General features: G+C 41.7%; 16 protein-coding genes and 1 riboswitch. Of the genes, 15 read left to right on the forward strand and 1 reads right to left on the reverse strand.

The features are described 5' to 3' along the window. Position 1: 1 nt before the first annotated feature. From trsS to ACZ5NG_RS02645, 10 genes are all read left to right on the forward strand, one after another. Complete coding sequence (gene trsS / locus ACZ5NG_RS02600) at positions 2-1381, forward strand: radical SAM (seleno)protein TrsS (protein WP_464252440.1); 1380 nt, start codon at positions 2-4, stop codon at positions 1379-1381. Positions 1382-1401: 20 nt separating this feature from the next. Further along, positions 1402-2703, forward strand: coding sequence for a DVU_1553 family AMP-dependent CoA ligase (locus tag ACZ5NG_RS02605; protein ID WP_464252441.1), 1302 nt, complete (start codon positions 1402-1404; stop codon positions 2701-2703). A gap of 6 nt (positions 2704-2709) precedes the next feature. Next, entirely contained in the window at positions 2710-3333 is a 624-nt protein-coding gene (gene cobC / locus ACZ5NG_RS02610) for an alpha-ribazole phosphatase (RefSeq protein ID WP_464252442.1), read from the forward strand. A gap of 38 nt (positions 3334-3371) precedes the next feature. After that, positions 3372-3806: a hypothetical protein gene (locus ACZ5NG_RS02615; protein WP_464252443.1), complete on the forward strand. Its 435-nt coding sequence runs from the start codon at positions 3372-3374 to the stop codon at positions 3804-3806. Positions 3807-4141: 335 nt separating this feature from the next. Then, positions 4142-4570: a bacteriohemerythrin gene (locus tag ACZ5NG_RS02620; RefSeq protein WP_464252444.1), complete on the forward strand. Its 429-nt coding sequence runs from the start codon at positions 4142-4144 to the stop codon at positions 4568-4570. Beyond that, a complete protein-coding gene (locus ACZ5NG_RS02625) occupies positions 4560-5009 on the forward strand; it encodes a chemotaxis protein CheX (RefSeq protein ID WP_464252445.1) in 450 nt (149 codons plus the stop codon). Before ACZ5NG_RS02620 ends, ACZ5NG_RS02625 begins: the two co-directional genes overlap by 11 nt. A gap of 806 nt (positions 5010-5815) precedes the next feature. Next, positions 5816-7501, forward strand: a complete 1686-nt coding sequence (locus tag ACZ5NG_RS02630) for a GH3 auxin-responsive promoter family protein (protein WP_464252446.1) — start codon at positions 5816-5818, stop codon at positions 7499-7501. 3 nt (positions 7502-7504) lie between these two features. Then, positions 7505-8686: an MFS transporter gene (locus ACZ5NG_RS02635; RefSeq protein WP_464252447.1), complete on the forward strand. Its 1182-nt coding sequence runs from the start codon at positions 7505-7507 to the stop codon at positions 8684-8686. Positions 8687-8794: 108 nt separating this feature from the next. Next, positions 8795-10237: an IS1182 family transposase gene (locus ACZ5NG_RS02640; protein WP_464252448.1), complete on the forward strand. Its 1443-nt coding sequence runs from the start codon at positions 8795-8797 to the stop codon at positions 10235-10237. Positions 10238-10444: 207 nt separating this feature from the next. Next, the gene (locus ACZ5NG_RS02645) at positions 10445-11077 is read left to right on the forward strand and encodes a flavodoxin family protein (protein WP_464252449.1); all 633 of its coding nucleotides are present in this window, start codon (positions 10445-10447) and stop codon (positions 11075-11077) included. Positions 11078-11274: 197 nt separating this feature from the next. On the opposite strand, the gene ACZ5NG_RS02650 is transcribed toward ACZ5NG_RS02645, so the two are convergent. Next, positions 11275-11850, reverse strand: a complete 576-nt coding sequence (locus ACZ5NG_RS02650; protein ID WP_464252450.1) for a TetR/AcrR family transcriptional regulator C-terminal domain-containing protein — start codon at positions 11848-11850, stop codon at positions 11275-11277. A gap of 188 nt (positions 11851-12038) precedes the next feature. Between ACZ5NG_RS02650 and ACZ5NG_RS02655 the strand changes: the two genes are divergently transcribed. The 5 genes from ACZ5NG_RS02655 (at position 12039) to ACZ5NG_RS02675 (ending at position 15087) form a co-directional block, all read left to right on the forward strand. Further along, a complete protein-coding gene (locus ACZ5NG_RS02655; protein WP_464252451.1) occupies positions 12039-12695 on the forward strand; it encodes a class I SAM-dependent methyltransferase in 657 nt (218 codons plus the stop codon). A 156-nt stretch (positions 12696-12851) separates the two neighbouring features. After that, positions 12852-13007, forward strand: a complete 156-nt coding sequence (locus ACZ5NG_RS02660) for a GrpB family protein (protein ID WP_464253098.1) — start codon at positions 12852-12854, stop codon at positions 13005-13007. Between the two features lie 382 nt (positions 13008-13389). Beyond that, positions 13390-13941, forward strand: coding sequence for a rubrerythrin (rbr, locus tag ACZ5NG_RS02665; protein ID WP_464252452.1), 552 nt, complete (start codon positions 13390-13392; stop codon positions 13939-13941). Between the two features lie 123 nt (positions 13942-14064). After that, complete coding sequence (locus ACZ5NG_RS02670; RefSeq protein WP_464252453.1) at positions 14065-14394, forward strand: rubredoxin-like domain-containing protein; 330 nt, start codon at positions 14065-14067, stop codon at positions 14392-14394. 27 nt (positions 14395-14421) lie between these two features. Next, complete coding sequence (locus ACZ5NG_RS02675) at positions 14422-15087, forward strand: flavin reductase (RefSeq protein ID WP_464252454.1); 666 nt, start codon at positions 14422-14424, stop codon at positions 15085-15087. A gap of 176 nt (positions 15088-15263) precedes the next feature. Continuing rightward, positions 15264-15487, forward strand: a riboswitch (cobalamin riboswitch). Positions 15488-15719: the final 232 nt, after the last annotated feature.

Consider the following 15719-nt stretch of genomic DNA (forward strand, 5'->3'; position numbering starts at 1 on the left):
TATGGAGTATAAGGTGCTGAGCAATACGGAAAGCGTATGCCCCCAATGCTTACAACGAATAACCGGGCAAAGGATAGTGAAGGGTGAAGAAGTTTACTTACGAAAAGAATGTCCGGAACACGGTACCTTTGAAGTTTTGATCTGGAAGGGCACTCCTAAATATGAAGACTGGCCCATAGAAAAAATCCCTATTACACCTTCTTTCTGCCAAAGGGAAATAGAAAAGGGTTGTCCTTATGACTGTGGCCTCTGTCCGGACCATAGGCAGGAAACTTGTTGCGTATTATTAGAGGTAACGGCAAATTGTAATCTTTATTGCCCGATATGTTTTGCCCAAGCCCAGGAAGGAAAAGCACCGGATCCGGATCTTACGGAAATTTCCCGCTGGTACGACAAATTAAAAGAACCCGGTTTTATAGCTAATATTCAAATTTCAGGGGGAGAACCGACGGTCAGGGACGATTTGCCGGAAATAATTGCCATGGGCCATGAAAAAGGCTTTTCTTATATTCAGTTAAATACCAACGGTTTACGGTTGGCTAAGGAACCATCTTTTGTGAAAAGTTTAAAAGAAGCCGGGTTAAATTCGGTATTTTTACAGTTTGACGGAACCAATGATGAAATATACCGGAAGATAAGAGGAAAGCCTTTATTGGATATTAAAAAAGCGGCCATTGATAATTGTGCCCGGGAAGGTATCGGAGTAGTCCTGGTTCCCACTTTAGTTCCCGGGGTTAACCTGGATAATGTCGGGGAGATTATTTTCTTTGCCGTTGAGCATATGCCAGGTGTTCGGGGTGTGCATTTTCAACCCGTCAGTTACTTTGGCCGCTATCCGGAGTCACCTCCTGCGGACCGAATTACCATTCCGGAGGTATTAAGGGCTCTAGAAAAGCAAACTTCAGGTAAGATAAAGGCAGAAAACTTTGCCCCGCCTGCGGCGGAAAATTCCTACTGTTCCTTCCAAGGTAATTTTATTTTAACGGAGGAAGGAGAGCTAAAACCTACCAAGTCTCAGGTAGCAGGTAAATGTTGCTCCCCGGTGAAGGCCCAAGAAGCCATACAAAAATCCAGGGCTTTTGTGGCCCGACAATGGTCAGCCCCGGACAATGCTTCTCCCAATAGGTCCTGTGCTTGTTCAAAAGTGGGAAATCAGTTATTGACAGGTGTAATCAATACAGATAGTCTGGATTTATTTCTGAGTCGAGCCAAGACTTACACCTTGTCCATTTCCGGTATGGCTTTTCAGGATGCTTGGACTTTGGATTTGGAGCGGTTACGGGATTGCAAGGTTCATGTATTTAGCCCCGATAATAGATTGATACCCTTTTGTGCCTATAATCTCACAGACCTGAATGGGAAAAGCCTTTACAGAAAATGATTAAAGAACGGTGAGGGACAGTGGATAATTGGATTAAAGAAAAAATAGGATCTACCGCTGAACAATTATCTAGACAAGATATAAATGAATATCGATTGGCAAAGCTCCGGGAAACCCTAGAGCATGCCCTTGAAAAAAGCCCTTTTTATCAGAAACACTTACAATATTATTCAAAAAATGGCTTAAAGGATTTAGCCGATTTTAAAAACATCCCTTTTACTTACCCTGAGGATATCCGGGATCATGGTTTGCAAATGCTCTGTGTGTCCCAAAGTGAAATTGAACGGGTGGTTACCCTGGACAGTTCCGGAACCACGGGGGAACCTAAACGCCTTTATTTTACCGCTGAGGATCAAAAATTGACTATTGACTTTTTTATGCAGGGTATGTCTTTGCTTACCTCCCCCGGAGATAAGGTTTTAATCCTCATGCCCGGCGAAAGGCCGGGAGGTATCGGTGCTCTTTTGTCTATAGCTTTGGAAAGGATAGGAGCCATTCCTGTTAAACATGGTTTTGTTACAGATTTAAGGGAAACCTTGGAGATAATCAGCAGGGACGGGATTAATGTTTTGGTGGGCGTTCCCATCCAGGTTCTGGCCTTGGCCAAATACTATGAATTGACAGGTTGGACAAAACCCTTAGCTTTAAAAAAGATGCTCTTAAGCGCCGATTATGTGCCCCAGGCAACTGTTGACTATATTCAAAGGGTTTGGGGTTGTGAAGTGTTTCGGTATTACGGGATGACCGAAATGGGACTGGGGGGAGGAATTGAGTGCAGTAAACATAATGGCTTTCATTTACATGTAGCGGATTTCTTGCTGGAAATCATAGACCCGGCTACCGGGGAAGTTTTGCCGGAAGGTGAATACGGTGAGCTTGTACTCACTACATTGACCAGAAAAGGTATGCCTTTGATCCGTTATCGCACCGGGGACCTTTCCCGTTACTTGCCCGGAATTTGCCCTTGTGGGTCAGTTATCCCCCGTTTAGAGAATATTAAAGCCAGAAAAAGCGGTGTTGTGCATATTACCCCGGATTATAGTTTTACCATAGCGGATTTAGACGAAAGTTTATTGCCCTTACCGGGGGTTGTGGATTTTTCGGCTACTGTTTTTAAAGAGCCGGGATTGACCGTTTTAGAGCTGGAAATTAAATCATTAGGGGAAAAGGCGGATCTTACTGCCGTCAGGGACAGGCTGTTTTTAAACCAAGCTTTCCAATTGGCTGCAAAGGAAGGAAAGCTGAAGGTAATTGTCAAGGAAGTGCATTATAAGGATAATTTTAGTCCTGAATGCAGAAAAAGAGTAATTAAAATAAGGTGATTTTTTATGGAACCAAAAACCATTTACCTAATCAGGCATGGGAAAATAGGCTTAAAAGATGGGGAACGTCGCTATATCGGGCAAATGGACATACCCTTAACTGAAGAAGGACGTGAACAGGCCAAAGCCCTAGCCCTAAAATTTAGGCAATTAAAAATTGAGGCGATTTATTGCAGTGATTTATCCCGTTCTAAAGACACAGCCTGGGAAATAGCCAAGGAACAGGGGCTGGTTCCCCGGGAAAGGAAGGATTTACGGGAGATAAGTTTAGGTAAATGGGAAGGTTTAAAATTTGCGGAAGTGGCCCAGCGCTATCCAAGGGAATTTAAACAGCGGGGAGCGGATATCGCCTATTTCCGGCCGCCGGGGGGAGAGAGTTTTGCCGATTGTAGTCAGAGGGCCGTGGCGGCTTTTTATGACATATTAGACAATGAGTATAAAAATATTTTGATAGTGGGTCATGCGGGGGTAAATCGTTTAATTATCAGTCATGTGCTGGGACTGCCTTTGAACAATTTGTTTCGGATTGGTCAGGATTATGGCTGTTTAAATATAATTTTAAAGGGAAAATGCGGTTTTCGGTTGACATTGCTTAATGAACCTGTTGTTTTAGCTGATAGCAGAGGATGATTTTGGGAAAAAACAAATAAAATTATGGAGGCCAAAAAATGAAGAAAACTATTATGGATGAATTAAAAGAAGAATTAAAGGAATTTAGTGCCAATTTATTTAAAAGGCTTACGGAAGAATACGACAATTATGAGGATATAATAGCCGGTTGGAACGAATTGCATACCCTTTTTTTGGAGTCAGTAAATCATCGCCTTCATGAATTGGCGGAAAAAGAACTTTCTGAAGATGAAACCATGGATAAAATCGAGGCTAATTCTGCGGTAATAGAGGTAAAAGATAAACATACAGGTTTACTGTTCAGGCGCAATATCCCTATAGATTATCTGGAAACCGATAACGGGATAATTATCAGGGGCGAAACCTTATCCGGCAAAATTTCTGAAATAGCTTTTCTTTCAGATATGGCCCTCTCCAGGATAAAAGACCTTCGCGGATTAGGTCCTGATAAAGGCCGTTGCGGAAATCATTAAAAAAGAAAAAAAAGGGGCCTAGCAGCAGGATATGTATAACTTGTTAATTTAACTTCCGTTGAATTAACAGGTTATACTTTTTTATTTTAAAGGCCTTGCAAACATCTGCTCAGTAGATGGCCATGTCATATGAAAGGGGATCTTGGCGCAAAGACAATAATTAACTGGATAACCAAACTAAAGTTATATACAATATTACCTAATAGAAAGAGCAACTCAAATGAAGCATGGCAGAGGATCGGATGCTTTGAAGGTGTATTGATAAGGTTAGAAGGCCGTCAAATAAACCATTGCTAAAGGCAATTAAAATAATTTAAGAAAGGAATGATGGTATTATGCTCTGGAAAGACAACTATGAGCTTGGCGTTCCTCTGATAGATGCGCAGCATAAAGAATTATTTAAGCGTGTCGGATCCTTTTTGCAGGTATTGCGCTCAGGGGGTAGCTGGGATGAGAAAATTCCGAAGATAAACGAAACATTGGAGTTTATGAAGAGATACGTTGTAGAGCATTTCCAGGCTGAAGAAGAATACCAGCGCAGTATTAATTATCCCGGATATAAATTTCATAAACAGATACATGACGACATGGTTAACTATGTGCAAGAGGTTTCTAAGCAATACGAACAATCCCAAAATGACGAACAATTAATGCAGCAGTTTGGAGGTAGACTGCTGGCATGGCTGATTAACCATGTAGCCGCAGAAGATCAACGCATAGCGGAATATGCAAAAAAGAAGGGGATGAGCGGAAATGGTAGATAAACTATACAGAACTTTTGTGGATGCAACACGTAATGTATTTAATTTGATGCTTAACATTTCGGAGATTTCCGATCATCCGACAGAGGATTTCAAATATGACGATGAGGTTGATATTGCCATCGGTATTGTCGGAGACCTTCAGGGGGAAGTTATTTACCGCTTCCCGGCCTCGACATCTCTTAATATAGTAGAAATCATGAGCGGTATGCAGTTTGAAGAAGTGGATGCCTTCGTGACCTCTGCTATATCAGAGATTGCAAATATCATCAGCGGTAATGTTCTAACTGCCCTTTCCGATAACGACGTGAAGTGTGATATATTACCGCCGGTGCCAGGCAAGCTTGATGACGATAAAGAATATGAAGTGAAAACAAGTTGCCGTATTAGCACAGCAATCGGTGATGTAGGTCTGGAAATAAGATTGAACCCTGCTTCTTAACCTGCTACGAACCTGCCACGGGGACGGTTCTTGTGGCAGGTTAACCGCCCATTTACCTAAGCAATTGGTTTACTTACCTCCCATACCGTTTCAATTCCTCGCTTATTTTGAAATTATTAAGGGGGATCGCCAATTAAATGTTTAAAAAGCCATCAATGTTGGGGCTATTTGCCGGAATAATTTCCATTGGTTTATGGATATTGTTAATGTTCTTTAATCCTTATTCTAGTAATCTAAATAATGATACGATATTAATAACTTTATTTATGTTAGTATTACCTGCTATTACAGCTATAATTTCTTTTTTTACATCAAAAAGAGTATTAATGCTAATTGCCTTTTTATGGTCTTTACCGTTGAGTCTGTACATGTTAATGACTCCGGGAATTTTCCTCTTGTTTGGAATCACCTGCTTTTGTTATTTATTTAGTTATATTTTTTATGTGAAAAGGGCGCTTTCCTAGAGTAAAGAAAGTGTCTTTTTTATTTTATAAGTGTTCTCATGGCTCTGTTCTTGGTTGCAACGCCCCCAAAACATCTTAACCTTGTAGTATAAGAGACTAGAGGGAGAGAAAACAGAGGATGTCCACAATGGCCCAAGTAAATAGTATCAGAGAATCATTCTTATTTTCTTGCAAAACTGCAGCATTTGACGGGCACAACCGTAACCGTGGAACTTACAAACCTTGCTAAAAGGAAGGGTCATTAAGGAGCCGTAAAATTGGTATAATCTTTAAAGAACAGCATTTTAAAAAACTATAAGCTTATGGTATGAGGCTTGAAAAAAGAAAGAAGGGAAAATGATTATGGCGGTTATCCAAAAAATACTTGGTTTTAGCATGAACCTTGCTGCCGATATTTATAGAAAAAAATTTGAAGAGGATACCCGGCGGGCGCTTGAAGTTAATGAAGGGGTATTACGGGAAATACTGCAATTAAACAGTGAATCAGAGTATGGACGTAAATACCGTTTTTCTTCTGTCACCACGGCTGCAGATTATCAAAAGCAAGTTCCTTTAACTGATTATGAGGACTACCGGCCTTATGTTGAAAGAATGGCCAACGGTGAGAGCAATGTCTTGACAACTTTGCCTGTGATATATTTTGGACAGAGTTCCGGGACTACGGGAAAGAGTAAGCTAATACCGGTTACTGCTAAAAGCAGGAAAGTGATTAATACTCATATGATGTTGTTAACCCAGGGCATGCTGCTGAAGGCTGTACCGGCAGCCCGCAGCGGCGGTAGGGGACTGTTTCTCATGAACACCGTAAAGGCCGGGAAAACCAAGGGCGGTATCCCCATCGGGGCGGCAACCTCAGGGGGCATGCAATCCATGCAGTCTATCGTGCCTTACATATGGACGTCGCCGCCGGAAATATTGCAGCTGCAAGATCAACGCACTGCGCTATACTTACACTTGCTTTTTGCCCTGCAAGAATCAAATCTTGCCTATATTAGCGCGCCTTTTCCGTCACCTATATTGCAGTTATTCCGGTTGTTGGAACAAGAGTGGCCAAATTTAGCAGAAGACCTGGCTGAGGGCAAAATAAACAGACATTTAGAACTGGCGCCGGACATTAGAAGGCAGCTAAGCATGCGGATGCGCCCTAATGCAACGCGGGCAAAAAAGTTGGCAGCAGAAGCTAAACAGGGCATGGAGAATATCGCCCTTCGTTTATGGCCAAAATTACAATATATTACCTGTGTGGCGGGAGGAAGTTTTAGTATCTACATGGATAAAATTCGCCGGTATACCGGTGCAATACCCTACTATTCGGCAGTGTACAGTGCCAGTGAGGCTATGATCGGAATATGTACCCGCACTAATGATATTAGTTATGCGCTTACACCCCACACTGCTTACTATGAATTTATCCCGGTTACAGAGGCAGAAAAGCCTAACCCAACTGTGTTAAACTTGGCTCAGCTGGAGAAGGGTGAAAGTTATGAGGTGGTGATAACCAATTACGCCGGGTTTTATCGTTATAAACTGGGCGATGTAGTTAAGGTGGTTGATTACTATAACGAAACTCCGGTAATTGAATTCTTATATAGAAAAGGGCAATTACTTAACGTGGCGGCAGAAAAAACCTCTGAGGAAGCTGTTTTGGCGGCATTAAAAAACTCTGCCCGGCAATGGGGAACTGATATACTGGACTATACAACCACTACCGACATAGATGGACTTGTGGGCAGGTATGTATTTTATGTTGAGGTAGAGCATCCTGAAAAAGCAACGGATGTCAGCGCTTGGCAAGGGATTTTGGAAAAAGAACTACAAAAAACTAACCCCCGTTACGGGGCCGGTATTGAGGCGGGTAGAATAGCAAACCTGTTGCTGAAAATTGTGGAACCCGGCAGTTTCCAGCGTTTAAAACAGCAATTAATTCTAAGAGGAGCTTCAGAAAATCAGGTCAAAATACCCAGAGTATTAAATGATAAAGAGCTAAAGGACATTTTAGATCAACATATATTAAAAAGCGGGGATTAAAGAATGGATAAAAATTTTAAGCCGATAGTGATATTATTTATTACTTTGCTACTGGTAATGGTGGGATTTGGAATTGTAATTCCGATTTTTCCCTTTTTAATTTTTGATTTAGGCGGTGGGGCAACTGCCCTGGGCTTTTTTATGGCTGCCTACTCGGTAATGCAGTTTATTTGCGCTCCTTTCTGGGGCAGCTTGTCTGACCGAATTGGCCGAAGACCGGTACTGTTAACCGGCTTAATCGGTTATGGAATTACCTTTACTTTGTTTGCCTTTGTGTCTGAGTTGTGGATGATGTTTGCCATTAGAGTATTGTCAGGCATTCTTTCTTCAGCTACTTTGCCCACCGCAATGGCTTATATTGCCGATACTACCAGTGGCGCAGAAAGATCCAAGGGGATGGGTATACTCGGGGCGGCCATGGGGTTAGGAATGGTTATCGGGCCGGCTTTGGGGGGCTGGCTGGGCAGTGAAAATTATGCCTTGCCCTTTTTTGTAGCCGGCGGTCTGGCTATATTGACCCTGCCCTTTGCCCTTATTTTCATACCTGAATCCCTAAAAGAAGCTAATAAAACGACTCATAAAGAAAAAACCCGCATCACCTGGGAAGTGGTAAAAAACCCCCTGTTCATGTTGTTTTTAATTTGCTTTGTTTTTAACTTTACTTCCTCTTTATTTCAAGGCATCTTTGCCCCATTTGCTGCGGATAAAGTTGGCTTCGGACCCAAGGAGATAGGCATTTTATTTGCTGTTTTAGGCATTGTCAGCGCAGTTTTGCAAGGAGGGTTAATTGGCCGGCTGGTTAAGCGCTTTGGTGATGTAAAACTGGTTAAAGCAGGCTTGCTGATCGGTTCGGCAGGTATGCTACTATTGCTGTTGGCGCCCAATGTATTATGGTTATACGTAACATCTGCGATATTTAATATAGGTTGGACCTTGCTGGGCCCAACCACTTCCAGCTTGGTAACCAATAATGCTACAGGCGGGCAGGGTGCTGCTTTAGGGATTATGCAATCCTTTAATAGCTTTGGGCGTATCTTCGGGCCTATTGTCGGCGGGGTATTATATGATCTGCAAATGAACATGCCGTTTTCTTTAGGGGCAGTGATGATGTTGCTGATGTTTATATTGTCAAGCAGACAACTCTCTCGCCTGCGTGAAGGTAAAAGCCTTGAAAGGGCATCTTAACCAGCCACGGGAACCAGCCACGGGGACGGCAGACTGTGTGAAAACCTCATAAAATCCACAAAACCATGGCACCTTCTGGTAGAATGATAAATAAAGGGAGGTGCCATTATGGCATATATAAAGGGAGAAGATCGCAACCAACTTACATTGTTTCCCAATAGTATTGATGAATATATAAGTGACGATAATCCGGTACGAGTAATAGAGGCTTTTGTAGAAAGCCTTGATATGATAGAGTTAGGCTTCACACACGCCCAAACCCATTCAATCGGTAGACCCCCTTATGACCCGCGGGATCTGCTCAAACTTTACCTTTATGGTTATCTAAATGGTATTCGCTCTTCACGCAAGTTAGAAGCTGAAGCCCATAGAAATCTGGAAGTAATCTGGCTGCTCTCCAATCTTAAGCCCGATTTTAAAACCATAGCTGACTTTAGAAAAGATAACAAGAAAGCTCTTCAAAAAGTCTTTAAGCAGTTCAACCTTCTCTGCAGAGAATGGGAATTATTCGGCCAAAACGTAGTAGCTATCGATGGTTCCAAATTCAGAGCAAGCAATTCCAAAAAAAATAATTACAATAAAAAGAAACTAAATAGACTGCTCAAACACATAGATCAAAAGATAAACGACTACCTAAATGAGCTGGACAAAGGGGACCGGTGTGAAGAAGATACCCACAAACCTACCGCTGAAGAAATTGCCCAGCGTATAAGAGAACTCAAAGAGCGCAAAGAAGATTATGAAAAGAAACTGCAGACTATTGAACAAACTGATGTTACAGAAATATCTACAGTTGACCCAGACGCCAGACAAATGTCAGTCAATAACAACGGTACAAACATCTGCTACAATGTTCAAACTGCCGTTGATGGAAAGCACTCCATGATAGTAGATTACGATGTCATAAACAATCCCACGGATCATGGACAGTTAAGCCAAATGGCTAAACGGGCTCAAGAAATACTAAATAAAAAAGAACTACATATTCTGGCCGATAAAGGATATTATTCTGCAGCAGAATTAAAGGAATGTGAAAAAGCCGGATTAAAAACCTACGTGGCTAAGCAAAAATTCTCCAATGCAACGGAAGATACAGATTTCTATGCAGACAAATTTACTTATGATAAGGAACATGATTATTACATATGCCCTGCCGGGCAAACTTTGCTACCTGCCGGTTATCGTAAATCTAAAGGGAAAACAATCGGGCGAAATTATCGAAACTACAATGCTTGCCAAGCTTGCAAACTTAAGGACCGCTGTACTAAATCAGTACGTGGAAGAACGATAACCCGACATATTGACCAAGACCTTCTTGATAAAGTAGACCAACGAACACGTGAGAACAAAGAACTATATTTAAAAAGGCAAATGATAGTTGAACATCCCTTTGGTACTATCAAGGGTATCTGGGGTTTTGGTCACTTTATTACGCGCGGCCTGGAATCTGTAAAAACAGAGTCAGGTCTAGCTTTTCTTGCCTACAATTTGAAAAGAGCAATAAATATCCTGGGTGTTAAGGAATTTGTAAGGAGGTTACAGGAAGCATAGAGGAGGTTACCTCCTTTGGTTTCATTTTAATTACCAAAATTCGGGAATAATGAACGGCAGTGTGAATTTATAAGCAAAAACATGCTCGTTATTTACACAGTCTGACGTTCCTTCTGGCCGGTCTACAACCGGCCGTAAGAAAAGTAAGATTTTTAAACAATGGGAATTATTTAAAAATAAAACCCAAATACATAAGGAGGAAAGGTAATGAAGGTAGTGGCATTTAACGGCAGCCCAAATAAAGAGGGCAATACCTATCACGCAATTAAGATCGTGACAGGGGAGTTGGAAAAGGAAGGAATAGAAACAGAAATAATTCATGTGGGAAACAAGTCTATTAGAGGTTGTTTATCATGTGGTCAATGCAGAAAGAACAGGGATGAAAAATGTATTACCCGGGATGAAGTAAACGAATGGATACAAAAAATGAAAGAAGCGGACGGCATAATTTTAGGGTCACCGGTTCATTATTCGTCAATTAGTGCGACAATGAAAGCCTTTTTAGACAGGGCGTTTTATGTTGCCGGTAATAACGGTGGAATGTTTAGACATAAGGTAGGTGCAGCAGTTGTTGCTGTAAGGCGTTCAGGGGGGCTGCCTGCTTTCCATCAATTAAATCATTATCTAACTTATTCCGAAATGATCATACCGGCCTCGTGCTATTGGAATGTTATTCATGGCACGAGACCCGGAGAGGCGTTGCAAGACGAGGAAGGAGTACAAATAATGAGGGTCCTGGGTAAAAACATGGCCTGGATCCTTAAGTTAATAGAAAAAGGAAAGGGAGAGGTACCGGAGCCGGAAAGAGAAAAGAAAGTGGTTACAAATTTTATTCGCTAGGAAAGTTTAAAGGGACACCGCTATAAAACCCGGGATAACCCAGATTTGTTAGAGCGTTTATCCGATGAGGGGCTAAAGGGTGTCTGAGAGCAAATATCAATAATGTAGACTATATAAAAGTTCTGTTGCGGCTTATATTGTTCCGGCAAGCAACAGAACTTTTTATTTACCTACGGTGATAAGGCTGTTATGCATCCCTATTCAACCTGCAGCCCCGCAAACAATACTCTTAACCCATATAAGAACTGCTCATCAAAATCCAAATTCAATACATATTCCTTACCCCAAAGCCGCTCTAACTGTTTAGCTTCTTCCCGAGAAATCTGCTTGTTACGAATTTCGTCAGCAACGAATGATAAAACATAGTTATTTATAAGGTTTCCGGCGGTCAAACAGTTTCTATCAGCAACGCCGTACTTGGTTAATGTATTCAAAACAAACTTGATGACTTTTATTCTGTTTGGTGTGTTGGGAACAGACCTGGCAAATATTTCCGTAGCATCTCTGGTTTTTAATAATACCCTTCTAAACTCCAAGGCAAGGAAAGTCAATGCTTCTTTAGGATCGTCTACTGCTTCGGGTAAAGTTATATCTTGGGTAATATGTTCTGCGATTAAATTATACAAGTCCTGTTTATTCTTGATATGCCAATATAAAGAAGCAGCCTTTATATTCAGCTCTTTTGCCAGGGTGCGCATTGATAGATTATCAATTCCGTCACGGTTTAGAATCTCCAGGGACGCTTTAACAATTGCTTCTTTTGTAATAGCCATAAAATCACTCCACAAAATATGTGATTAGCTATTGTCCCTAACGGTGTTAGGTGCTATACTAACAGTGTTAGGGAACTGGCTAACGGTGTTAGATATCCTTATTGTAGTCCATTTGGCTATGATTTTCAACGAATTATAAAGGTGACGGTATCTTGAACTAAAAACAAAAGGAAGGAGGAGTAATTAAAATGATGAAAAACCTGAGGAAAAAGAAAGATGTGGGCATTTATGGAATAGCGGCAAAATGGTATGATAAAAACACTCGCAAAAGCAGGCTTGCTGAAATGGGGGAGTATGCCGATGAAATTGTATCTCTGGTTAGCCCGGGGGCCAGTATTTTGGAGGTAGCACCCGGACCGGGATATTTAGCTATTGAGTTGGCCAAGAGAGGCTTTAACGTAACAGCTGTAGAGTTAAGCCCTGATTTTATAAGAATAGCGAACAAAAATGCGCAGGAAGCAAATGTTTCAGTTGACTTTATAGAAGGCAATGCATCTGACTTACCTTGCGGGGATGAAACTTTCGATTTTATTGTTTGTAGTGCCGCATTTAAAAATTTCAAAGAGCCGGTAAAGGCACTGCATGAAATGCATAGAGTACTTAAACCGGGAGGAACGGCCCTAATAATCGACATGAATCGTGAAGCCACAAATGAAGATATTAATAACCAATTGCGGGGAATGAAAGGCTTTGATAAATACTTCGTGAAGTTTTCATTTCAGACCTTTCTGAAACAAGGTGCATACACCAAGAATGAATTCGAAGCAATGGTACAAAAGACACCGTTTCGGGACTATACAATTAAATCAGAAGGCATCAGTATATATGTATATCTTTATAAATAGGCAACCCTGCGGATAAAGAATTTATTGCCGGTATAACCTCCATTAATGAACAACAAAGGAGTACGTTCAGATGCCATTTGAAAATAACTTCCCTACTAGGCGTGATGAAGAGCTAAAAAATACACGGTCGGTGAGCTGAAGCCGCATAACGCACCGATTACTCTTGCAGAATACCATCCGGTTTGGCCCCATTTATTAAAGCGGGAAGGGAAGGGGGTTCGTTCGCTACTGGGCAGCAAAGCACTGCAAATTGAGCATGTCGGTTCCACCCCAGTGCCGGGGCTTTTGTGTGTAAGGGAGCCTCTGAAATAGACAGAAGGATAGGCTTTCGAGATTGGTTGCGTTTTGCGAATGGATCAAATGCAAAATAAAAATGAAGGAGCACTGTCACAGAGTAACCCTTCGGTGGCAGGTATTTTTTTTAAATTTTTAGAGGAAATTAATAGAAATTGTAGTATTATTTATGATAAAGTAAATTAAACTTTACAATAGGTTTTTATATTAAAGCATTTGCCTCTACCGGTAGGCCAATAAGGCAAAAGTAGGCAAGTTGCAAGAAGGGAAAGTTATAATAATATTGCAAAAATTCTGGATATTATTAAACGATGTTTAAACCTCTGGGTTTAAGGGAGAATATTATACCTTTTTGAAGGCTTTTTAAGAAAATAAAGATAAAACAAAGGAGGATGGTAAAATGTCAGAAAAATCTGCTAACAAATATGCCGGCACAAAGACGGAAAAAAACCTGTTGGAAGCATTTGCGGGGGAAAGTCAGGCAAGAAACAAGTACACATATTTTGCCAGAGTAGCCAAAAAGGAAGGCTATGAGCAAATAGCCGAAATCTTCCTAAAAACTGCAGAAAACGAACAGGTACATGCCCGGCTGTGGTTTGAAGAGCTTGGCTTAGTAGGCAACACGGCTGAAAACCTATTGGCGGCGGCAGAAGGCGAGAATTATGAGTGGACAGATATGTATGAACGTTTTGCAAAAGAGGCCGAGGAAGAAGGCTTTACTGAACTGGCGGAAAAATTCCGTAGAGTTGGTGCCATTGAAAAAGCTCACGAAGAGCGTTACCGTGCCTTATTAAAAAATGTAGAGCTGAAACGGGTTTTTGAAAAAGATGAAGAAGTCATCTGGGAATGCCGCGTTTGCGGAAATCTAGTAAAAGGTAAAAGCGCTCCGGAAGTATGTCCGGTTTGCAAGCACCCCAAAGCTTACTTTGAAATGCGCAAAGAAAATTATTAATTCATAATTAACTAATCAGTTGCTTAACCTGCCACCGGAACCTTCCTTGTGGCAGGTTTATAGTACTTGACTTATCCCAAGGAGCCGTTTTTTAGTTTATATAAAAAAAAGGAGGGTTTTATCATGTGGAAATGCAGCGTGTGCGGCTATATTCATGAAGGTGGAAGCGCTCCGGAAAAGTGCCCGAAATGTGGTGCTCCCCAGGACAAATTTGAAGCTGTGGCCGATGATGCTCGCGAGTTAATTGAAAGATCCCGTTACACGAATCAGCTTCTGGCGGCATTGATGGATATAGGCGCTCAACTGGAGGATCTGGCTTATGAAGGCATTGAAGATAACCTGGATCCCGGCTGTGTGAGAGTGTTCAATTATGTGCAAAAGGCAGCGGTAGAGATGAAGCAAATGGCAAAAGCGGAAATTCAAACCCATATATCGAAAGGTAAATGGGGTTAGGTCAGGGTACTATAAGGAGGACACCCGATGAAAAAATGGCGCTGCTTAGTATGTGGCTATGTTCATGAAGGCCCTACACCTCCCGATGAATGCCCGGTCTGTGGTGTGGGCCCGGATCAGTTTGAAGAAGTGGTAGAGAGCCCGGAACCACAAGCGCCGGATTTACCGGCAGCAGATTTAGGAGACGTAGGCAATGTCGGTACCGTTCCCGGAGGCAATCAGCGGAGTGCCATTCATAAAATAGGCTATGGTCTTTATGTGGCTACTTCCAAAAAGGGTAATCGTTTCAACGGCCAGGTATGCAATACCGTTTTTCAGATTACCAGTGAACCCCAGCGGGTAGCGGTAGCCCTAAACAAGCAGAATTTGACCAATGAATTTGTCAAAGACAGCGGCCTTATTACCGTCAGTATTTTGGGTAAGGACAACTTTGAGGATATTAAACGCTTTGGTTATCAAACCGGCCACAAAGTGGACAAGTTTTCCGGGTTTACTTACGGAGAAAGCGCCACCAATAAGCTACCGGTATTGCTGAATGCCGTTGCCTATTTAGATCTTAAGGTAGACCCGAACTTGGTTATAGAAGTGGGCACCCATACCCTTTTCATTTGCGATGTGGTAGACGGAGGGCCGATCAAAGACGGCGAACCGATTACCTATAGTTATTATCGGGCCAACAGAGATAAGGTATAAACATTAACCGGCCATGGGGGTATTCCTCGTGGCCGGTGCTTTTTTACCTGCCATGGAGATTTTTTGGTAGTTTTTAGCAATAACATATTGACAGATTATTAAGGAATGATTTTAATATAGGTGTAAGTTAGATGTTTATTTCGTAGCCGGCTACATAAAATTTACAATTGAATAATTCTTTTGAAGGGCTCTTTTGTGATCCTGTGGGCGCATGCCAAGCCTTCAGGATTGAACAAGGGAATCAGGTGAAAATCCTGAACGGTACCGCCGCTGTAAGCGCTGATGATCAAGCTCCTTGACGAAAGTCAGCCACTGGGAAACTGGGAAGGCAGAGCTTGATTGCAGATTAGTTATCTGCTAAGGCGTAAGTCAGAAGACCTACAAAAGGGCTTATTGCCTTATGGGCAAAAAAGCATTTGCCCGTCGCACAATAGGTGACGGTCTTTTCACCTATTGCCTTATAAGCGACAAAGGCATCTGTTATTTTTTGGTTAAATAACCGTTTGCAGGAAAACGGCTGCAACAATTATTTACATTGTTGTAGCCGTTTTTTGTTTGCTTTAAAAGAAACAAGGTAAAAACAAACAACCCAAAAACCACAGAACGCTACTCTTTTGCCCCTTTTAGAAAGT

This window comes from Desulfovectis peckii (genome assembly GCF_055391705.1).